The sequence below is a fragment of the Corallococcus sp. AB032C genome (assembly GCF_003668935.1).
GTDB classification, from domain to species: domain Bacteria; phylum Myxococcota; class Myxococcia; order Myxococcales; family Myxococcaceae; genus Corallococcus; species Corallococcus exiguus.
The window spans coordinates 62,085-82,968 of the sequence record NZ_RAWP01000001.1; the positions used below are offsets into that span (position 1 = coordinate 62,085).

General features: G+C 68.6%; 12 protein-coding genes. 5 read left to right on the plus strand and 7 right to left on the minus strand.

The genetic code is table 11. The features are described 5' to 3' along the window. Nucleotides 1-71 precede the first annotated feature (71 nt). A complete protein-coding gene (locus D7X99_RS00290) occupies nucleotides 72-2,888 on the plus strand; it encodes a vitamin B12-dependent ribonucleotide reductase (protein ID WP_121775937.1) in 2,817 nt (938 codons plus the stop codon). 70 nt (nucleotides 2,889-2,958) lie between these two features. Here D7X99_RS00290 and D7X99_RS00295 read toward each other — a convergent pair whose 3' ends face one another. From D7X99_RS00295 to D7X99_RS00305, 3 genes are all read right to left on the minus strand, one after another. Further along, nucleotides 2,959-7,194: a hypothetical protein gene (locus tag D7X99_RS00295; RefSeq protein ID WP_121775938.1), complete on the minus strand. Its 4,236-nt coding sequence runs from the start codon at nucleotides 7,192-7,194 to the stop codon at nucleotides 2,959-2,961. A gap of 99 nt (nucleotides 7,195-7,293) precedes the next feature. Beyond that, the gene (locus tag D7X99_RS00300; RefSeq protein ID WP_120596788.1) at nucleotides 7,294-8,688 is read right to left on the minus strand and encodes an undecaprenyl-phosphate glucose phosphotransferase; all 1,395 of its coding nucleotides are present in this window, start codon (nucleotides 8,686-8,688) and stop codon (nucleotides 7,294-7,296) included. A 218-nt stretch (nucleotides 8,689-8,906) separates the two neighbouring features. Further along, a complete protein-coding gene (locus D7X99_RS00305) occupies nucleotides 8,907-10,037 on the minus strand; it encodes a glycosyltransferase (protein WP_121775939.1) in 1,131 nt (376 codons plus the stop codon). A gap of 92 nt (nucleotides 10,038-10,129) precedes the next feature. Between D7X99_RS00305 and D7X99_RS00310 the strand changes: the two genes are divergently transcribed. Then, the gene (locus tag D7X99_RS00310) at nucleotides 10,130-11,182 is read left to right on the plus strand and encodes a glycosyltransferase family 1 protein (RefSeq protein ID WP_216671893.1); all 1,053 of its coding nucleotides are present in this window, start codon (nucleotides 10,130-10,132) and stop codon (nucleotides 11,180-11,182) included. Here D7X99_RS00310 and D7X99_RS00315 read toward each other — a convergent pair. Then, nucleotides 11,179-11,568, minus strand: a complete 390-nt coding sequence (locus tag D7X99_RS00315; protein ID WP_147475981.1) for a hypothetical protein — start codon at nucleotides 11,566-11,568, stop codon at nucleotides 11,179-11,181. The genes D7X99_RS00310 and D7X99_RS00315 overlap by 4 nt on opposite strands. Before the next feature lie 204 nt (nucleotides 11,569-11,772). On the opposite strand from D7X99_RS00315, the gene D7X99_RS00320 reads away from it, so the two are divergent. Together D7X99_RS00320 and D7X99_RS00325 are read left to right on the plus strand one after the other, a co-directional pair. Next, on the plus strand, nucleotides 11,773-14,088 hold the full coding sequence (locus tag D7X99_RS00320) for a patatin-like phospholipase family protein (protein WP_121776033.1): 2,316 nt from the start codon (nucleotides 11,773-11,775) through the stop codon (nucleotides 14,086-14,088). A 70-nt stretch (nucleotides 14,089-14,158) separates the two neighbouring features. Beyond that, entirely contained in the window at nucleotides 14,159-15,259 is a 1,101-nt protein-coding gene (locus D7X99_RS00325) for a hypothetical protein (protein ID WP_121775941.1), read from the plus strand. A 39-nt stretch (nucleotides 15,260-15,298) separates the two neighbouring features. On the opposite strand, the gene D7X99_RS00330 is transcribed toward D7X99_RS00325, so the two are convergent. Together D7X99_RS00330 and D7X99_RS00335 are read right to left on the minus strand one after the other, a co-directional pair. Next, nucleotides 15,299-16,165, minus strand: coding sequence for a GNAT family N-acetyltransferase (locus D7X99_RS00330; protein ID WP_121776034.1), 867 nt, complete (start codon nucleotides 16,163-16,165; stop codon nucleotides 15,299-15,301). A gap of 26 nt (nucleotides 16,166-16,191) precedes the next feature. Beyond that, nucleotides 16,192-17,463 carry an O-antigen ligase gene (locus D7X99_RS00335; protein WP_121775942.1) on the minus strand — a complete coding sequence of 424 codons (1,272 nt, stop codon included), beginning with the start codon at nucleotides 17,461-17,463 and terminating at the stop codon, nucleotides 16,192-16,194. Between the two features lie 180 nt (nucleotides 17,464-17,643). Here D7X99_RS00335 and D7X99_RS00340 point away from each other — a divergent pair, with 180 nt between their 5' ends. Continuing rightward, nucleotides 17,644-19,113, plus strand: coding sequence for an MDR family MFS transporter (locus D7X99_RS00340; protein ID WP_121775943.1), 1,470 nt, complete (start codon nucleotides 17,644-17,646; stop codon nucleotides 19,111-19,113). A gap of 102 nt (nucleotides 19,114-19,215) precedes the next feature. On the opposite strand, the gene D7X99_RS00345 is transcribed toward D7X99_RS00340, so the two are convergent. Beyond that, complete coding sequence (locus D7X99_RS00345) at nucleotides 19,216-20,685, minus strand: ELWxxDGT repeat protein (RefSeq protein WP_121775944.1); 1,470 nt, start codon at nucleotides 20,683-20,685, stop codon at nucleotides 19,216-19,218. Nucleotides 20,686-20,884 lie beyond the last annotated feature (199 nt).

The following is a 20,884-nucleotide window of genomic DNA, read 5'->3' on the forward strand; positions in this document are numbered from 1 at the left end:
TGGGATCTCGCGGCGTTGGCTATTTTGCAAATTTTGCATCAGCACTCTCAGTGGATCTGGAGGCGGGCGTCATGGAGAAGGAACTGAGTGGGAAGCCGGCGGTGGGGGGCAGGGAGCCGCGGCGCGGCGGCCGTGCGAAGGGCAAGGCCGCGGTGGCCTCCACGGGGCTGAGCGTGGAGCGCTTCTTCACGACGCCCGGCGTGGATCCGGCGGACGAGCTGGCGTGGGAGCACCGCAGCGCGAGCATCAAGGGCGAGGACGGCAAGGTCGTCTTCGATCAGAAGGACATCGAGGTCCCCCGCTCCTGGTCGATGCTGGCGACGAACGTCGTGGCGTCGAAGTACTTCCGGGGCACCCCCGGCACGCCCGAGCGTGAGACGAGCGTGCGCAAGCTGGTGGCGCGCGTGGTGGACACCCTCACCCGCTGGGGCGAGGACGGGCACTACTTCGCGTCGGCGGTGGACCGCGAGGCTTTCCACGCGGAGCTGACGCACCTGCTCCTGCGCCAGAAGGCGGCGTTCAACTCGCCCGTCTGGTTCAACGTGGGCGTGGAGGAGCACCCGCAGTGTTCGGCGTGCTTCATCAACAGCGTGGACGACAACATGGAGTCCATCCTGGGGCTGGCGCGCACGGAGGGCATGCTCTTCAAGTACGGCAGCGGCACGGGCTCCAACCTGTCCAGCATCCGCGGCAGCAAGGAGCTCCTGGCGGGCGGCGGCACCGCGTCCGGCCCGGTGTCGTTCATGCGCGGCTTCGACGCGTTCGCGGGCGTCATCAAGAGCGGCGGCAAGACGCGGCGCGCGGCGAAGATGGTCATCCTCAACGCCGGGCACCCGGACATCCTCGATTTCATCCGCTGCAAGTCGAACGAGGAGAAGAAGGCCTGGGCGCTGATTGAGGCGGGCTACGACCCGTCCTTCAACGGCGAGGCCTACGGGTCGGTGTACTTCCAGAACTCCAACAACTCCGTGCGCGTCACCGACGACTTCATGAAGGCGGTGGTGAACGACGGTCCGTGGCAGACGCGCGCGGTGCGCGACGGCCAGGTGATGGAGACCTACAAGGCCCGTGAGCTGTTCCGCGAAATCGCGGAGGCGGCGCACCTGTGTGGCGATCCGGGCCTCCAGTACGACACCACGGTGAACGCGTGGCACACGTGCTCCAGCACGGCGCGCATCAACGCGTCCAACCCCTGCTCCGAGTACATGTTCCTGGATGACTCGGCCTGCAACCTGGCGTCGCTGAACCTGATGCACTTCCGCACGCTGGAGGGTGGCTTCGACGTGCCCGCCTTCAAGCACGCTGTGAATGTGGTGCTGCTGGCGCAGGAGATCATCGTCGGCTTCAGCCGCTACCCCACCGAGCGCATCGCGAAGAACAGCCACGACTACCGTCCGCTGGGCCTGGGCTACGCGAACCTGGGCGCGCTGCTGATGGCGTCCGGCCTGCCGTACGACTCGGCCGCGGGCCGCAACCTGGCGGGGGCGATCACCTCGCTGATGTGCGGCGAGGCGTACGCGATGAGCGCGCGCATCGCGGAGAAGCAGGGCGCGTTCGCGGGCTACGGCAACAACGCGGAGCCCATGCTCGGCGTCATCCGCAAGCACCGCAAGGCGGCGTACCAGCTGCCCGTGGACGGCGTGAGCGCGGAGCTGCACACGGCGCAGAAGGAGGCGTGGGACGACGCGCTGGCGCGCGGCACGGAGCACGGCTACCGCAACAGCCAGGTGACGGTGCTGGCGCCCACGGGGACCATCGGCTTCATGATGGACTGCGACACCACGGGCATCGAGCCGGACATCGCGCTGATCAAGTACAAGAAGCTGGTCGGCGGCGGCATGCTGAAGATCGTCAACCAGACGGTGCCGCTGGCGCTGGAGAAGCTGGGCTACCCGCAGACGCAGACGCAGGACATCATCGCGTACCTGGACAAGCACGACACCATCGAGGGCGCTCCGCACCTGAAGCCGGAGCACCTGCCGGTGTTCGACTGCGCGTTCAAGCCGTCCAAGGGCCAGCGCAGCATCCACTGGATGGGCCACATCGAGATGATGTCCGCGGCGCAGCCGTTCCTCTCCGGCGCCATCTCCAAGACGGTGAACCTGCCGAATGACGCCTCGGTGGAGGACATCGAGAAGGCATACATCGAGGCGTGGCGCAGCGGGCTGAAGGCCGTGGCGGTGTACCGCGACGGGTGCAAGCGCACGCAGCCGCTCAACACGTCGCAGGACAAGGCCCCCGAGAAGGCTCCGGAATCCCGCCGCGTGGTGGCGGAGCCCGCCCCCGCCGTGACGCCGGAGCCCAAGGCGCTGCGCCGCCGGCTGCCGGACGAGCGGCAGTCCATCACGCACAAGTTCTCCATCGGCGGCCACGAGGGCTACCTGACGGTGGGCATGTACGAGGACGGCAAGCCGGGCGAGCTCTTCGTCGTGATGGCGAAGGAGGGCTCGGTGGTGAGCGGCCTGATGGACAGCTTCGCCACCAGCGTGTCGCTGGCGCTCCAGTACGGCGTGCCGCTGCAGGTGCTGGCGGACAAGTTCTGCCACACCCGCTACGAGCCGAGCGGCTTCACGGGCAACCCGGCCATCCCCATCGCCAAGTCCATCACCGACTACATCTTCCGGTGGCTGTCGCTGAAGTTCCTGCCCACGGAGCCCCGCGCGGACGACGCGGAGGTGACGCCGGTGGAAGAGGCCCGTCCGGAGCCGGTGACGCAGGCGGCGGTGCCGGCCCAGGTGGGGACGCTGCAGCTGTCCGCGATGAACTCGCGCAGCACGTACCTGAACCAGGCGGACGCCCCGCCCTGCCACCAGTGCGGCGCCATCACCGTGCGCAGCGGCGCCTGCTACAAGTGCACGAACTGCGGCACGACGACGGGCTGCAGCTAAAGCGCCGCGTCGGTCTTGAGCTGAAGTGAGAAAGGGCTCCGGGGCTTCAAGCTCCGGAGCCCTTCGTGTTTCAGGGGAAGCGATGGAGGCGGGTGCAGATCTCCACGGCCCTGTCCGCGATGCGGCCCAGTTCCTCCAGCATGGCGACCTCCAGGGGCGAGGGGCCGTGCTCGGCGACGAAGAAGGCCACGGGCTGACCGCGCGAGTGCAGCGGGAAGACGAGCAGGTGGGACTCGGACTCGCCGCACAGCGCGGAGAAGATGGCTTCGTCCTGAGGCACTTGCGGGGCACTGAAGACGCTGGGGCTGGGGCCGTTCAGCGCGGAGGTGAAGAGGGACGGCGCGTCCAGGTCCACCTTGAGCGCGGTGACCTCCGGACGGTCGCTGCCATGACCCCAGGCACGGCCCACACGCGCGAGCCCGAAGCTGTCCCCCAGGAGGAACGCCCGGCGGAAGCGGCCCGCGCTGTAGGCCAGCAGCACCTTGCCGACCATGCCCTGTGAGTCCGCGGTGTCGAGCGCGGAGAGGACCTGTTCCGCGGAGACGGCGGGACCGTCCGTCGGCGTGTCGGTGGACGCACTGGCTGCGGCGAGCAGGGCCTGAGCGGGATCGACTTGCTCGGAGGCTTGCGGCTGCCACGGCTGCTGCATGAACTCCCATGCGGAGGCCAGGGCCACGCCGTCCTCAGACGCAGCGGGCGCGGCGGCGGGGACGTCCAGGTCGACGACGCGGTCCGCCCAGGTGGTCTCCGGGTTGTGGCCCACTGCACCCTCCCCGTCCCCGCCGCCCTGCCAGCCCACGAACTCCCACGTGGAGGCGAGCTGCATGGGTTCCTCGGAGGAGGTGGGCAGGTCGTCGAGCGCGATGGGCGTCCGGTCGCGGGCGGGCGCTGGAGACGCGGCCACGAGGCGCGGCTTTGGCAGGGCCACGGGCTCTTCGGCGGGCGCCGGTGTGGCGACGGGTTCGGGTGCCACTTCCGCGTGGGAGACGAGGGCGACCTCGAACTCCGGGGGGACTTCGGCTCGATGCTCCTCGGTGGGCGCGGGGCTGGGGGCCTCCGCCGGAGGCGCGGTGTTCACGGAGTCGGACTTCGGTGCGGCGGCGACCTGCCAGGACTCGGCCTCCGAAGACGCGGAGGGCTTCTGCGAGTCTCCCGCCAGGCTGAACTCGAGCGCGTCCGCTTCGGCGTCCTGCGTGGCTGGGGCGGAGGCAATGACAGAGTCCTCCGGAACATTCGCATCAGGCGAAGGCGCCGTGGAGATGGACGCCTCAGCGGGGAGGCTCTCCGGCTTCGAGGCTTCGACGGCGACGGGCGCTTCCGGAACGGCCTTGAGCTCCGTCGCCTCCAACAGCCCGCCATCCTTCGGGGCGTCAGCAGCGGCAGGCGCGGCGATGGATTCCTGCGCGGGTGCTTCCTTCGCGCCAGCCGTGGATGCGTCGGGCGCGGCGTCCCAGACGGGTTCCGCCTCGGGAATGGGCAGAGGTTCGTGCGGCTCGACAGACATCACCGCTTCGACTTCGAGGACGCCCGTGGCTTCGGCGGCCTGCGATGCGCGCGGCTCGGCGGACATCACCGCTTCGTCTTCGAGGACGTCCGTGGCTTCGACGGCCTGAGGCGCGTGCGGCTCGGCGGCCATCACCGCTTCGACTTCGAGGATGGCCGTGGCTTCGACGGTCTGAGGCGCATGCGGCTCGGCGGACATCACGTCCTCGACTGCGAGGACGTCCGGGGCTTCGGCAGATTTGGGCGCGTGCGGCTCGGCGGAAATCACGTCCTCGACTTCGAGGATGTCCGTGGCTTCAGCGGCCTGCGGCGCGTGCGGCTCGGCGGAAATCACGTCTTCGACTTCGAGGATGTCCGTGGCTTCGGTGGCCTGGGCCTTCTGCGGCTCGGCGGCCATCACCGCTTCGACTTCGAGGACGTCCGAGGCTTCGGCAACCAGCGCCTCGTGCGGCTCGGCGGAAATCACGTCCTCGACGTCGAGGATGTCCGCGGCCTCCGCAGCGGTCGCGGCGGGCAGCTCCGCGGACGCGGCGTCCACGTCTTCGAGGATGTCGCTGTCGGACAGATCATCCCCGGTCAGGAGCGCTGCGGGATCGGACGCCTTCTCGGGGGCGTCCGCGATAGATGCGGCGTCGATCGGCTCGGGACTCGGACTGACGTCGGCATCGACAAAAAGCTCGGCGTCCAGCACCAGCTCGGACAACGACGAACTCGGGGCAGGCGTGGCGATGGCGGCGTCTGCCTTCACATTCAACGGTGCATCCACGACGTCCGAAGCCACCTGCTTCGCGGGAGCGGCGTCAGTGAATGCATCGCCCCACTCACCTCCGAAGGCCGGCACCGAACCACTGGCTGCCGGGACTTCCTCGACGGAGGCCACCGCGGGAGCCGCGTCCGCAACGGCCGCAGTGATGGCTCGAGTCACTCCAGACGGACGCCGAGCCGCTGGGGGCTGGGCTCCACCGGAAGACAGCTCCATGACAGGAATTGAGGCACCCGCCACGTCCTGCGGAATCCCTGCCAGCGAAGACCCCGCAACTGGCGAAGCCTGGGCCGTTCGCGCAACCGCTGGAGCGAGGCCCACGGAGGCACTCGTTTCCCCAGACAGCCCTTGAGGCGCAATGGCAGGCACACTGCCCTGAGCGGCATTCGCTGCCCCAGACAGGCCTTGGGTTCCATTCGCCGGACCCAACGTCCCTTGAGCCATCGCGGGCGACAGGCTTCCAGCCGGCACATTCGTCGCGCCCTGGGCCATCGCGGCCGGAGGTACGGCGACAGCACCTGGACGAGGCGGCGGAACGAACGCCGGAGCACCAGGAGGAGGCACGGCGACACCCGGTGCGCCAGCAGCCACCGAAGGCACAACTCCAGAGGGAGGCCCCTGCCGCGGCGGCGCCCCCGGAGGAGGCGGCTGGACAGGACGTCCCTGCACGGCATTCGGCGGCATGGCGCCCGGAGGCCCCATTGGGCGCGCACCCGGAGGAGCCCCGGCACCGGGAACCCCAGGCGCGGGCGGAGGACGCTGCCCCGGAGGAACAGGCCCAGCGCCACCTGGAGTCATCATCACCGGCGCGGGCATGCCCGGCGGAGGCCGAGGCGCAGCTCCCGGCGGCATGCCCGGAACTCCCGGAGGAGGCCCCGCGCGAACCATGCCCGGAGGCATCGGTGCACCCGGAGGCCCCACGGGTCGCGGCCCCGGCACACCAGGAGCGGCGGGACGCATGCCCGGAGGCGGCGTCTTCGGCACAGCGGGGATCCCCGTCGCGGAAGGCCGAGCCGCCGGAGGCACGGGCCCGCCCCGTCCAATCATCCCGGGTGGCTGCCCCCCCGGCGGAGGCGCCGCACGCGGAGGCATTCCGGCACCCGGAGGAACCGCCCCAGACACAACGCCCATCGGCGCAGCCCCAGGCGGAGCAACTCCCGGAGCCACCGGCATCCCCGGAGCCGCGGACGGAAGCCCACCCGCTGCCCCCTGCCGGGCCACCATGCCCGGAGGCTGTGCCGCCAAGCGCGGCGGCGGCGCGGCCGGAGGACTCCCACCGGGCCGAGCCGTCTCAATGACAGGCGGAGCCCGCATCGGCTCGCCCATCACGATGTCCGGAAGCTCCTCGCCGATGATGGCCGCGTCGGCGATGTCCGCGTCGGCCTCGGAGTCCTCCGAGTCATCACTGAGGAACTGTCCCGGCGCGAGCCCGCCGAACATCCCCGCGACCTCGGGCTCCGCGCGCACGGGCGCGGGCGGAGGCGGCACGGCCGGCGGCGGCACGACCACCGGCGCCGCCATGGCCACAGGAGCGACAGGCGCCACCGCCGCCACGGACACCGAACGGCGCGCGGGCAACGGAATGGCCGGCTTCAGCGGGCGCGTCGGCCGGTCGATGTCGTAGCGCTTGCTCAGGTAGTGGAAGAGCCGCAGCTCCGGCACCACGTACGGGACGATGCGCATGCCGGTGATGAACCCGAGCGCATCCGTGGTCTGCAGATCCAACGGGTTGGCCATCGCGACCTTCAGCCGCCGGCCCTCCACCGCGAGCGGGAACGCCTGGTGCTTCTCCGCCTGATCCGCGTTGAGCAGCTTCAGCGTCGCGTCCGTGACGGCGTCGAAGTCCGCCTCCATCGCAACGGGCAACCGGGTCAGCTCACCCAGCACCATGCCCACCGTCTCGATGTCGAGGAACCCCAGCTCCACGAGCCGGGAGCCCAACCGGCCTCCGTGCACGAGCTGAGCGCTCATGCCCTGGTCGAGCTGCGCCTGCGTCAGGAGGCCCTTGCGGACCAGCGTCAATCCCAGCTTGTCGCCCATGTCGGCCCGCAGTCTAAACGGCTTCGCGGTGCCAATGAGAGGGTGCGCACGAATACGACCTGCGCACCCGTCCTGCTCGCCTGCCCGGTGGCGCCCGGGTCAGTACGCGTTCTTCGACAGGAAGCCACCCAGCGCGGTGCGCAGGAGGATCTTCAGGTCCATCAGGAGCGACCAGTTCTCGATGTAGTACAGGTCGTACTCGATGCGCTTCTGGATGGACGTCTGGCCGCGCAGGCCGTTGATCTGCGCCCAGCCGGTGATGCCGGCCTTCACCTTGTGACGCAGGTGGTAGCGCGGAATCTGGCGCTTGAACTCCTCGATGAAGACGGGTCGCTCCGGACGCGGGCCCACGAGGCTCATGTCGCCCCGGAGCACGTTGAAGAACTGGGGCAGCTCATCCAGCGAGTACTTGCGCAGGAACGTGCCCACCGGCGTGCGGCGCGCGTCCACGGCGCTGGCCATGGTGGCGCCCTGGACCTCCGCGTCCACGCGCATGGTGCGGAACTTGAGGATGGCGAAGGTGCGCCCGTCCATGCCCATCCGCTCCTGGCGGTAGAGGATGGGGCCCTTGCTGGTGAGGCGCACCAGCAGGGCGGTGAACACCATCATCGGCGCGCTGACGGCGATGGCCACCAGGGAGAAGAGCACGTCGAACACGCGCTTGGCCACGCGGCTCCAGCCGTCCATGGGGTCGCCCTGGAGGCTGATGATGGGCAGGCCGCCGAACTCCTCCAGGCCGCCGTACAGGGTGATGTACTGGTACAGGTCCGGCACCACCTTGACGTCCACGGTGCGCAGCGCCAGCTGTTCCATCAGCGGCTTCACGCGCGCCTGGTCCTCCAGCGGCACGGCGATGATGACCTGATCCACGGGGTGGGCATCCAGGTAGGACTCCACCTCGCCCACATGGCCCACCACGCGCACGCCGCCCACCCACTGGCCGACCTTCTCCTCCTTCAGCGACAGCACGCCCGTCACGCGGAAGCCCAGCTCGCGGTGGCTCTCCACGGTCTCGATGGTGCGCAGCCCCAGTTCCTCCTCGCCGATGACGAGGATGGACTTGAGGTTGTAGCCGCGCCGGCGCACCTCGCTGAGCAGGTGGCGCATGACCATGCGCGACAGCGCGATGAGCGTGAAGGCGTAGACGACGAAGATGGCCAGCGTGAGGCGCGAGTAGCGCTCGCGGATGAAGTACGTCACCGCCACCAGCACGAGCGTCGCGGTGATGGTGGCCTTGAAGAGCTCGAACAGCTCCCCCATGTGCGAGCGCGCGCGGTTGGTCGCGTACAGCCGGGCCCGCTGGAACGTCATCGGGAAGATGACGAGCACCATCACCAGGGAGACGAACGTCTCACCCGGGGGCGGGACGCCCTCGGTGATGGGGAACACGCCGCTGAAGCGGGTGAAGTACGCGAGCACGAACGCCACCCCGAGCATCCCCGCGTCGGCGGCGACCTTGATGGACGTGTAGAAGCGCTGCAGGCGACCAAACACCGCGGTGACTCCTGACGGGGGACGAGGACCGTCCGTCGGATGCAAGACACGCACCCTGAGCCCCGGGAGCCCTCAAGCGCCCGGGCCCCTCCCCCGGCGCGGCGTCCTATCACGGGTTTTTCCGTGAAACCAAGGGGTTGCACCGGAGGGCAGCGGACACAAGGCGTCACGCCGAGCGGGCAGGCCTCGGGAAACTGGGGACGGCGCGGACAGCGCTGTCACACCGTTGGGGAGGACGGGGACATGCCCAGCAGGGCCTCCACCTCCGCCTGGATGGCCTGCTGGAAGCGGGCGCGGCTGAAGCGCTCGGCCTGGGCGCGGGCGTCCTCGGGGCGAAAGGACTGCTCCCAGGCGTCGAACTGGCGCACGGCGGCGGCGAGGGACGCGGGGGTCTGCTCCGGGAAGAAGAGGCCCGTCTTCGGGGTGACGGTCTCCAGGGCGCCGCCCTTGCCGAAGGCGATGACGGGGCGGCCGGTGGCCTGGGCCTCCAGGGGGGTGATGCCGAAGTCCTCCTCGGGGGTGAAGAGGAGCGCGCGGGCGTCGCGGTAGAGGGCGGGGAGCGCGCTGTCGGGCACGTTGCCGAGGAACCGGATGTGGGGCGGGAGCGGCCCGGACGTGAGGCGCGAGGCCTCCTGTCCCGTGCCCACGACCCACAGGGGGGTGTCGAGGGTGCGGAAGGCCTCCAGGGCGACGTCCAGGCGCTTGTAGGGGGCGAAGGCGCCGAGCCACAGGAAGTAGCCGCCCTGCCCTCCTCCTTCGAGCGGCATCTGGGTGAAGCGTTCGAGCTCCACGGGGGGCGGGACGACGGAGGCGTCGCGGTCCCAGAAGCGGCGGATCTTCCCCACGATGTGCTGGGAGTTGGCGACGATGCGGTCCACGCGTTGGGTGGAGGTGCGGTCCCAGTGCTGGAGGTAGGGGCGCACGGCGAGGGCGGCGGCGCGCACGGGGAGGCGGGTGCGGCCGGGGCCGAAGTACTCGTCGAACAGGTCCCACATGTACCGCATGGGAGCGTGGACGTAGCTCAGGTGGGGCACGCCGGGAGGCGCGTGGATGCCCTTGGCGACGCAGTGGCTGGAGGACAGGACGAGGTCGTAGTCGCCGGTGATGCGCAGGGCTTCGATGGCGCGGGGGAACAGCGGCAGGAAGTGCCGGTAGCGCGAGTGGATGCCCGGGATGTGCTGGAGGAACGACGTGGTGATGCGCCGGTCCTCGATGCGTGGGGACTGGCTGCCCGGCTGGTGGATGAGGGTGTAGAGGTCCGCGCTGGGGAACAGTTCGCAGAGGGCGTCGAGGACGCGTTCTCCGCCGCGGTGGGTGACGAGCCAGTCGTGGACGAGGGCGACCTTCACGGGTGGGCCTTCTAGCACTGGCGCGGCGGTGCGGGGGGAAGGCGGCGTGTGGTAGGCCAGGGAGCGTGCCTTCTGTCCTGCTCGACTTGAGAATGGTGCGCGGTCAGCTCCACGGCATCGCGAGGTACGCGCTGGAGCTGGCGCGCCGCCTGCCCGCGCTGGCCCCGGACCTGGAGTTCTCCGCGCTGGTGCCGGCGAAGGGCCTGCCGGACGACCTGGGCGACCTGACGCCAACGATCCCGCTGCACCGGTCGAGGGCGGGGTATCTGTCACCGACCGAGCAGCCGTTGCTGGCGTACGAGCTGACGAAGCTGAAGCCGGACCTGTTCCACGCGACTTCGTTCTCGTTGCCGTTGTTCTGGCCGGGCAAGTTGGTGGCCACGTTGCACGACGCGAACCACCTGGCGCTGGCGGACCAGTACACGCCGGTGCAGGCAATTTATTACAAGGCCGTGGTGGGTCCACGGGCGCGGTTGGCGACTGCGCTCATTACCGTGTCTGACTTCTCCCGGGAGGAGCTGGGGAAGTACCTGAAGATGTCGCCGTACCGGTTCCAGGTGATCCACAACGGAGTCGATTCAAGGTTCCAGCCGCCCACGGTGAGTGAGGCGAAGGCGTTCCGGGAGCGGCATGAGTTGCCGGAGCGGTACATCGCGGTCGTGGGCAACGCAAAGCCGTTCAAGAACCTGGCGATGCTGGGGAAGTTCGCGCCGGACCTGCCGGTGCCACTGGTGTTGCTCGCGGGCAAGGGGGCGGTGGCTCACGAAGTCGGGCTTCACGAGAACGTGATCGACCTGGAACAGCTGCCTGAGTCGGAGATGCCGTTGTTCTATGGGGCTGCGACGGCGTTGCTTGTGCCATCGAAGTACGAGGGATTTGGATTGCCGGCCCTGGAGGCCATGGCGTCCGGGTGCCCGGTGATCGCGGCGGATGCGACAGCGCTCCCGGAGGTCGTGGGCGACGCGGCGCTCCGGCTGGATCCGACGGCGTCTTCCGCATGGAGGGAGGCATGCCTGCGACTGTTACGGGACGACTCCCTCCGCAGGGAACTGGTGGAATTGGGCAGGGGGAGGGCCGCGCGTTTCACCTGGGACATCTGTGCATTGCAGACGTTGGGTGTCTTTCGCAGAGCCCTGGGTGACTAGTTCACGTCGAAGGTACAATTCCATTCACTGCCATCGGCAAAGCGATAGACAAATCCACCTTGCGCATCAGTGGTTGCCACATGGTTGAGGGTAAGGGTCGCGGACATCAACATTCCGGGCTTGAGGTAGCCACCCATCCGAAGGTCATCGACGGGATCGTAGTATCCCGCCCACCGCAAGCCGCTGGGCCCGCCGCCAGCAACCAGCTCATCTTCACTCCCCCGAACCAATTCATAAGCAGTCGGCGAGCGAATCACGAGTTCTTCACTGAAAGTAATACCCACCCCGATGGAGGCCACACCCTTCTCGTGGAGAGAATCCGTGACATACGACAACGCGAAGTAGGTCATCTTGTTGTCGTACAGATCCGGATGGGTCCGCTCCAAGGAGCTCCTCTCCCCGTCAATGGGCCAGTTCACAGCCTGCCCCAGATGGGTTCCTTGACACGATCCCTTGGCGGGCGACTCACAGCCGACGGCAAGCGCTCCGCAGCAGGACAGCACCAGAGCCAGACGCGACGATGACGGGTCCATGAGTCCCAGTCTAAACCAGATCTGGACATGGCCCAAGCCACTCCCGAGATGCCTTCCATGACAAGCCTTGCGACTTCGCACCTCCTTCCAAGCGCATTCCGAGTGGCGCGTGTTCTTGCAGGGGTGGTGCTCTTCTTCGCCTCGAACGCAAGCGCCCAGGCCCTCCACCCGCTCCAGGCCGCAACGCCGAAGGCTGTCTCACTGACGGTGAGTGGCGGCGTATCCCTGGGCACGTATGAGGCAGGGTTCCTGTACTACTCAGGAACATCCTCTCAGGGAGAGCGCGCCGTGGACCTGCGACTCGTGACTGGCGCCTCCGCGGGAAGCCTCAACGCCTTGCTTGCGATCATGGCGACCTGTGGCGTGGATGCGTCAACACCGGGCCAGTCGTTGTTCTGGGACATCTGGGTTCCCATCGGATTCAATGACCTCTTCGTCCCGTCCTCGACGACGCCGCTCGGAGTCTTCTCGCGGGAGGCGCTGGAGCGGCGCGCTTCTCATGTCGAACAGGCCTGGAACCGAGGCTTGGACCGCTCCTGCGACGTAGTGCTCGGAGTTTCAACGACGCGCCTTTCGCCTCGTGCCCTTCAGGCCGCGAATGGCCGTCTCGACCTTCCGCGACTCGAAGAGAAGTTCGCCATCCGCATCCAGGGACGCGGGCCCGGACGCGCTCCACGCGCGACCAACTACACCGCGCGCGAGGGCCGGCGCTTGGAACTGCTGCTGGAGACGGACGAGCACGGAGAGCTCCCCTTCGCGAACCTGCGCGAACTGCTGCTCGCGTCCATGTCCTTCCCCATCGCGTTCCCGCCCCAACCCCTGCGGACCTGCGCGCCGAACGCTGCCGCGAAGCCTGGGGTCTGTCTGCCTTCGGAGGCGAAGCGAGAACTCTTCATCGATGGCGGCGTCTTCGACAACACACCCCTGCGTCTGGCCGTGGGGCTCGCCCGTGATGGTCTTCGCGAAACCGCGGACGGCAAGCTGGAGTGGCGTCCGGTTCCACAGCCCAACACACGCACGACGCCTCCCGGTATCGCGTTCGCATTCATCGATCCGGACGCCACCGAGTATCCGGTCGCGCCTCCCACCCAGGCCAGCGCTGGACCTGTCTCGCTGCCCGGAACACTCGCGGAGATCCTAGCGGCGTTCGTGGACACGGCGCGCTCCAAGGAACTGGCCATGCTCCTGGAGGAAGAGCCGGAGATCGCCAAGCGCCTCACCCTCCCCCGCCGACACTTCCCCGCGGCCGGTGCGCCCCTCTTCGCCTTCCTGGGCTTCTTCGAAAGAGGATTCCGTGTCTTCGATTTCTACCTGGGCATGTATGACGCCCGGCGGATGATGGATGACGCGTTCCGGGAAGGGCGAACTCAAGCGGAACAGCCTCGCACGGCAGCGATGGATGGTGTTGGCGGATGGCAGCCCTTCGCATGCATGAGCGCTGTCTACGACTCATCACCGAGCGCGGAGCATGCATGTCAGGGCGAAGCGCTGGAAGACTTCCGGGCGCTGCTACAGATGTCCTTGGACCAGCTCTACGACGCATGCAGCAAGTCCGCCGGCACCGTCCCCCCGGGCACCTGGCGCAATGCGCACTGTGACCGCGCCATCGCGGGCCAGCCACCGCCCCATGTCCCGGGCCTCCATCCCACCGAGTGGCCGGACTGGAAGCAGCGCAAAGAGGAATCAGAGCTGGCGTATTCGATGCGGCTCCTGGGTGCCTACGGCTTCGGGTTCCGGGACCTCGGTGTCCCGAAGGGACAAGGAGACCAGGCCGTCATGCGCATCCGCCATGCGCTGGGTGACGCGGCCATCCGGCTCGCCGCGGTGCAGCCCGCCGCAGACAAGCCCACGGTCCGCTTCGCCAGCAAGCTCGCGGTGGACAGCATCAGCTACGAACCCCAGCGCCTGTCGCTGCACATCACGATGGGGCCCACGGAGAGCGAACTGGGCTTGAGCGTCGGGGCCTCCGAGATGCCGCTGTCGTCCGGGCTCCGGTTCGCGGGTGCTCTTGGGTTTCGGGGACTCGAAGACGTCCTCTCCTCTGGTAGTAGCAGCGATCCCTTTGGCGTGATCCTCGCGGGAGGACTGGAGTTCCAGCCCCGCGCCGAGCAGACCTTCCTCTCCCAAAGCCGCCTTGCGCTTCGCGCCGGATGGTTGTTCAGCGCGAACGACGGCTACGGAACGAGCCTCTGCACGGACAGAGGCGCCAGCCACGTGACCGCGTGCTCACGACCCGTCGTCCAGGCGCTCGTGGGCATCACCTTCCTGGAGTTCCTCCGGGCCCAAGTGGTCGGCGAGTGGTACCCGGGCAGCAACTCGCGGAAGACGCTCTGGTCCGTGGCCCCAGGCATCGGCCTGGAGCTTGGACTCTGACGAGTCCTCGCGAAAACCAGGATGGGAACCCCCTGAGATCCGTGACGCGGGCGTAAAGTCACGTACATTCATGGTCTCCATTCGCTCGATCGCTCTCTCCTGCATCGTCGTACTCGGCATCTTCGCTGCCTGCAGTGACGATTCCCCCAACCCACCCGGCGGGACACCCGACGCCTCTGTGCCAGATGCGTCCGTGCCTGAGATGTGCACTGACGCGGGCACCACGCAGTGCGGCGACACCTGCGTCAACACCGACAGTGACTCTGCCCACTGCGGAGGGTGCGACCAGGCGTGCACGAGCACCGAGGCCTGTGAGGCCGGCGTCTGCGTCGCCGTCTGTCGGATCGACGGCGAGCAGTTCGCGGCCGGCGCGGTGAACGCGGCGAATGCATGCGAGCAGTGCGTGCCCGCGACGTCCGCCACGACGTGGACGCCGCTCGCGGACGGGGCGGCGTGCGGCTCGGGACAGATTTGCTCGGCCGGGGCGTGCAGCCCGAAATGCCTGATCGACGGTACGTTCTACTCCGAGGGTACGCCGAACCCCGCGAATGCCTGCGAGGTCTGCACGCCCGCGACGTCGACGACGACGTGGTCATCGCGCGCGAGCGTTCCGCTGCTGGTCGGCGGCACCGACATCGCAGCGCAGGGCTGGACGACGGTCGCGCAGACGCCGAACACGCTCACGTACGGTGAGGACTACGTCCGCCTCGCGACGTCGACGGACAGCGGCGGCCGAACGAGCGGGCAGTTGCTCATCACGCGGGCGAACGCGTTCGACGCAACGAAGCCGTTCAAGCTCCGCGTGACGATGCAGGTCGAGTCGGCGAACAACCACAACGCGCTCGACAGCGGCGCGGCCATCCTGGGGAGCTTCACCCCGCCGTTCGGCAACTCCACGGATCGCTCGCAGATGATCTACCTGGACAACGCGGCGATTGGCTGGGCGGATGACACGCAATCCGCGGCGTTCTCCGTGACCGATGGCGCGTACCATGTCTACGAGCTCGCGGTGGATGCCGCGAAGGTCGCGACGGTGAGCATCGACGGTGTCGCGAAGCTCACGCGGAACAACTTCTCGGCGACCGGCACCATCGCCCTCGGCGACCAGACCAACGATCCGAAGGTCGACGGCGTGGTGCGGATCAAGTCGGTCGAGCGGCTCTGCCAGTGAGGCTCCTCCCTGTCCCCATTCATGTGAATGGGGACAGGGTCATGTGTGGGCCATGACCGGGAACCGGTGGGCCTCTTGTGAGGGATGGAAGTTGCGCACGAACAGGTCGGCTTCCATGTCCTCACCGGCCGTCACGGCCTCCGGCCAGTAGCGCTCCGGAGTGAACCCGAAGCGGATGGACCGGATGGGCCGGTCAATCAACCGGGGGATCCAGGCTCGCAGGTCGAAGGGCTCGCGGGCGAAGACGTCGTCGAGGTACAGCGTCTCGCCTTCGACTCCCGCGAACGCCCAGGCGTCCGTTCCCAACTGGCGCAGGGGCCTCGCGAAGCCATTGGCCACGGGCCAGCTCGCCACCGTCGCGTAGCCTCGCGCGCCGAAGCGTTCCGTGGAGGGACGCCCTTCGCTGGAGAGCGTGGCGAGTCCAGCGCGCACTTCCGCGTCATCCAGATTGAGCGTGGGCGCGGGTGGGCCAGCCGGTACGGCATCGTACGGGGTGGCGAACAACGTCTGCATTTGAGGCTGGAACCCGAAGCGCGGGTAGAACTGGCGCACCTTGGGGTTGGCGAAGAGCAGCACGGGCGCATCCCCACACGCGTCCAGCGCGGCGTTCATGACCACGCGCGCAAGTCCCCGGCCACGATGCGACAGCAAACACCCCACGGCTCCCAGCTGATGGGCCAGCACCTCGCGCCCTTCCAACAGCAGGCGCATCCGCATCACGGAGGTGTTGGCCACCACGCGGCCGTCCTCAATCAGCGCGAACGCACGGTAGTCGCCGTTCCACTCTCCCCATGCACGCCAACGGCGGAAGTCCGCGCGGCGGAACACCTGGGGCACGTAGTCACAGAACAGCTCCTGCAATCCGGTATCGACCTGCCTGATTTCGCTGACCGCAACGGCTTCCATCACACGCCCCCACTCAGCTTGAAAACTCAATCAGGTTCATGGCGGAGCGGCGTACTGAACTCGCACAGCCCCAGGCCCCAGATGAGCATGAATGACAGGTGCACGCTGGGGTGGAACGGCAGGTAGTGCACCAGGGCCAGGACGTGGAAGCCCACGAAGGACAGCAGGGCTCCCGTGGCCGGAATCGAACCCGCCCGGTGCCTTCGCACCAATGCCCTCGCCAGCAGGAAGTGCATCGTCGCCAGCAGCACCAGCCCCACGAGCCCTGTCTCCGCCCAGGCCGTCAGCCAGAGGTTGTGTGAGTCCGTGGCCAGCAGGTCCGTGATGCCCGTCTCCGCCTGCGTCGCCAGGGCCGCGGGTTTGTGATTGCCGAAGCCCACGCCCACCCAGGGGTGCTCCCGCACCAGGCGCCAACCCACGGACATCGCCAGCGAGCGCTCTCCGCTGCCGAAGAGGTTGTCCACCGCCTTGCCGAAGCGCTCCCGCCACGCGGGCGTCAGCAGCACCACGGCCACCAGCGCCACCGCCACGCCCAGCCCCGCCTTCCGCGCCGTCCCCCGCAGCAACAGCAGCAGCGCCAGCACGCATACGCCCAGCGCCGCTCCCAACGCCGCTCGCGCGAACGCGCCGTAGATGGACAGCAGCAGCCCCAGCACCATCACCCCGGCCAGCACCCGCCGCCGCGTCACCTTCGACCGGCCAATCACCGCCAGCGCCGGGCCCAGCACGGCAATCGCTCCGTGCGCGAACCGCAGCCGGTGGAAGAAGAAGCCTCCCGCCGCGTACCTCGGGTTCTCCTCCGTCCCGAAGTTCTCGTGCAGGCGCGCCAGGTTCAGCTTCAGGAACTTCGGTGGCTCCCAGGGCCACTGCACCCGGTGCTGGAAGAAGCCCAGCGCCGCCGCCAGCAGCCAGCCTCCGGCGACGAGGCTCCCCAGCATCAGCCACGGCACTCCCAGCGTCCCGATGCACGCGACCGCCGCTCCCGCCACCGTGTCCAGTGCCTGGCCGTACCTCGCGCCCCGGGGCCACTTCGTCGCGGCTCCCGTCAGCAGCGCCACCGCTGGGGACAGCAGCTGCCAGACGCTCAGGGCGACGCTCGCCAGCACGAACGCCCTCACGTCCTTCTCCAGGCGCAGCCGCTTCGTTGCCGCCAGCGCCAGGGCCAGCGCCGTGGCCAGGATGGCTCCGGCCTGGAGCACCGCCTCCGCCAGCACCAGCCCTACCGCGTAGAGCCCCAACACCGCGGCGACCGCCGTCCTCCAGCGCCCTGACTCGACCGTCTTCGTTTCCGTGCCCATGCCGTGCGCCTCGAACTCGCGAGGCCGGTGGACCCTATCCCACCTCGTGCTCCCCTGCCCTTCCGGACTGGACCTGGAATCCCCGTCGATGGACGCCGTCATCCCTTTTCACGCGCTTGACGTTGGCGCTCCGGACGGGCACGCGTTACCCAGGGTCCTTTCCCCGGTCCCCCTTCCGACATGCGCACCACCCATCGACCGTTCACCACCCTGGCTCTGGCACTGTCCCTCTTCGTGGCCGCGCTGGAGATGACCGTCGTCTCCACCGCCATGCCCACGGTGGTCAGCGACCTGGGCGGCATCCAGCACTACGCGTGGGTCTTCACCGCGTACATGCTGTCGTCCACCATCACCGTCCCCATCTACGGGAAGCTCGCCGACCTCTACGGCCGCAAGCCCATCGTCCTCTTCGGCTCCACCCTGTTCCTGCTGGCGTCCCTGGCGTGCGGGTTCTCCACGTCGATGAACATGCTCATCGCGTTCCGCGTCCTCCAGGGCCTGGGCGCCGGCGCCATGCAGCCCATCGCGCTCACCATCATCGGGGACATCTACACGCTGGAGCAGCGCGGGAAGGTCCAGGGCGCGTTCAGCGCCGTGTGGGGCATCGCGGGCCTCGCGGGCCCTCTCACCGGCGGCCTCATCGTGAAGTACCTCACGTGGCACTGGATCTTCTTCATCAACATCCCCATCGGCATCGCGTCCATGGTGTTGCTCGTCATGTTCTTCCACGAGCAGCTCCAGCCCAAGCCTCGCGCACGGCTCGACTACGCGGGCGCGGCGCTGCTGTCCTCGGGCGTCGTGGCGCTGCTGTTCGGGGTGCAGGGTTCGGGAGCGACGCTGCTCGCCCTGCCCCTGGCCGCCGTGCTCCTCACCGCGTTCGTGTTCGTGGAGCTTCGCGCCGCCGAGCCCATCATCCCGATGAGCATCTTCAAGATTCCCACCATCGCCATCTCCAGCCTGGCCGGCGCCCTCTTCTCCGCCGCCCAGTTCGGCGCGACCACCTATGTGCCCCTGTACGTGCAGGGCGTGCTCGGCGGCTCCGCCACGATGGCGGGCGGGATGATCACCCCCATGATCGTCGGCTGGCCGCTGGCGAGCCTCATCGGCGGCAGGCTCATGGTGCGCACCGGGTTCCGGCCGCTCATCGTCGGCGGGCTGGGGCTGGCCTCCATTGGCACCGTGCTGATGGCGCTGCTGCTCAAGCCCGGGGCTTCCATGCTGGTGCCGCAGCTCGCCATGGGGTTGTTTGGCATTGGCCTGGGCTTCGCCGCCATGGCGACCATGGTGGCAGTCCAGACCACCGTGGGCTGGGAGCTGCGCGGCGTGGCCACGGCCAGCAGCATGTTCTTCCGCACCATCGGCGGGTCGCTGGGCGTGGGCATCATGGGCGGCGTGCTGGTGTCACAGCTCATGAAGGACCCGAATGTCCCCGTGAGCGCCGCCACGGAGCTGCTCGGCCCCGAGCATGGACGCGGCCTGGCTCCCGCCGTCCTCGAGACGCTCGGCGGAGCGCTGAACACCGGGCTGTCCATCAACTTCTGGATCATGTGCTCGGCGATGATCGCCGCGTTCGCGGCGGGCCTGTTCTTCCCCAAGGTGAAGCGCGTCACCACGCCCGTGAACATGTCGGACGTCACCGCCTCCCACTGATGCCCGGCGTCCTTCTAAGCCGCCGGGTTCCAGGAGCTGGGGCTCGCTGGAACCCGGCGGCACGTCATGCGTCTGGCCTTGCGCTGACGCTCACCGGCCTTGTCACTCCGCGCTGGCGCTCAGCGGCGTGCAGGTCACGTTGGCGGACACGGCCCACAACGCGTCACCCCAGACGCCGGAGAACCCCCGGAAGTAGATCCTGTTGCCCACGCGCGTGAACTCCTCGGGTCCCTCGGCCCCGGGGCTTGAGGTGGTGACGCGCCCCGTGCCCGCCGCCGTGCCATTCGTGACCTGCGGCATGAGTCCCAGTCCGCCGTCCCACGAGCTGAAGAGCAGCGTGCCAGAGCCCGTGTCGAAGAGGGGCGAACTGCTCTCGTCGGACGTGGTGAGCCCCTGGCTGACCTGCCGCGTCCCTCCCGCCGTGCCGTCCGTCACCCACAGCCCGACCTGGCGAGGCGCGGGGCCCGGCGAGCTGATCGCCACGGACAGGTAGAGCTTGCCCCCGGCCTCCCGCGAGTCCCGCACGGAGGGCGTGTTGTCCTGCTGGCCAGGATAGGGATTGGGCAGCGTCGTCACCGGGGTCTTCCCGCCTCCGGAGAGCGACAGGCGGTTCAGCTTCAACCGCTCGCCATCGTCGGCGAGCGTGGACAGGTAGACGTAGGAGCCCAGCGCCCCCAGCAGCCGCGCCTGCTTGCCGAAGGTGTCCAGGCGCACCGTGCCCGCCGCCGTTCCATCCGTCCGCCACACCTCCGTCCCGGAGGAGTCGTCCAGCGTGAACATCCCGTTGCCGTTCGCGAGCCGGCGCGTCGCCGTCACGAAGGGGGCCCCCGCGTCCACGCGCTTGACGAGCCGGGTGCCCGCCGCCGTGCCGTTCGTCCGCCACAGGCGCGTGCCGTGGGTCGCGTCCTGGAGGAAGAACAACAGCGCGTCATTCGTCCGTACCGTGGAGCTGGACAGGGACGCCCCCGAGCCGAAGTCCACCACCCGGTACGTCCCCGCCTCCGTCCCGTCCGACCGCCACAGCTCCACCGCGCTCTCCTCCCTGCGGAAGAAGGTCAGCACGCCCCCCAGGTCGGTGAGGTTCGAGAGAATGGAGTTCGCGCTGCCCGGCACGATGTCCTTCACGAGCCTCGTTCCCGCCGCCGTCCCGTCGCTCACCCACAACTCGAAGCCCGTGGCCGGGTCACTCATCTTGAAGAAGACTCGCGAGCCCACGGCCGTGAGCGACGAGAAGTCCCGGTAGTTCAAGCCCGCGAAGGGGAACTCCTTCACCGGAACGGTGCCCACCCCGGTGCCGTCACTGCGCCACAGCCCAGCCGTCCCCTGGTAGGGATCCACGGTGAAGTACAGCGTGCCCGCCACGTTCGTCAGCCAATCGGGAATGGGCCGGGATGGCGAAGGCAACGGCGCACCCGGCGGGAGGAGGTCCTTCACCTTGAAGGCCGCCATGGCGGGTGTGCACGCCTGCGCCTGGACCTGCTGCTCCTGGGCCACGGGCCGCTCCATGTCCCGCGCTCCACCGCAGCCCACGAACGACAACCCTGCAAGGATCCACCCGAATCGCATACGCATGGCCCAACTCCTTGTCAGACGAAAGCAAGGGACGATGGGACGCGTGGCGATGGCTGCCAATGTGCCCTATAGGCGTTAGGGCTTGCGGTCAACACGACGGCCGCGCGAAGGCCGCTCCGCTGTCGGGAAACCGACGCGCCCGATTTTTCCCATCACAGACATTGCATGGCGTGGGCCAGCTGGAGTCCCATCCGCCGGG

Coding starts and splice junctions, on each gene's coding strand:
- D7X99_RS00325 (WP_121775941.1), top strand. CDS start 14,159: ATGGTCTCCATTCGCTCGATCGCTCTCTCCTGCATCGTCGTACTCGGC.
- D7X99_RS00320 (WP_121776033.1), top strand. CDS start 11,773: ATGACAAGCCTTGCGACTTCGCACCTCCTTCCAAGCGCATTCCGAGTG.
- D7X99_RS00290 (WP_121775937.1), top strand. CDS start 72: ATGGAGAAGGAACTGAGTGGGAAGCCGGCGGTGGGGGGCAGGGAGCCG.
- D7X99_RS00330 (WP_121776034.1), bottom strand. CDS start 16,165: ATGGAAGCCGTTGCGGTCAGCGAAATCAGGCAGGTCGATACCGGATTG.
- D7X99_RS00340 (WP_121775943.1), top strand. CDS start 17,644: ATGCGCACCACCCATCGACCGTTCACCACCCTGGCTCTGGCACTGTCC.
- D7X99_RS00310 (WP_216671893.1), top strand. CDS start 10,130: ATGGTGCGCGGTCAGCTCCACGGCATCGCGAGGTACGCGCTGGAGCTG.
- D7X99_RS00345 (WP_121775944.1), bottom strand. CDS start 20,685: ATGCGTATGCGATTCGGGTGGATCCTTGCAGGGTTGTCGTTCGTGGGC.
- D7X99_RS00335 (WP_121775942.1), bottom strand. CDS start 17,463: ATGGGCACGGAAACGAAGACGGTCGAGTCAGGGCGCTGGAGGACGGCG.
- D7X99_RS00295 (WP_121775938.1), bottom strand. CDS start 7,194: ATGGGCGACAAGCTGGGATTGACGCTGGTCCGCAAGGGCCTCCTGACG.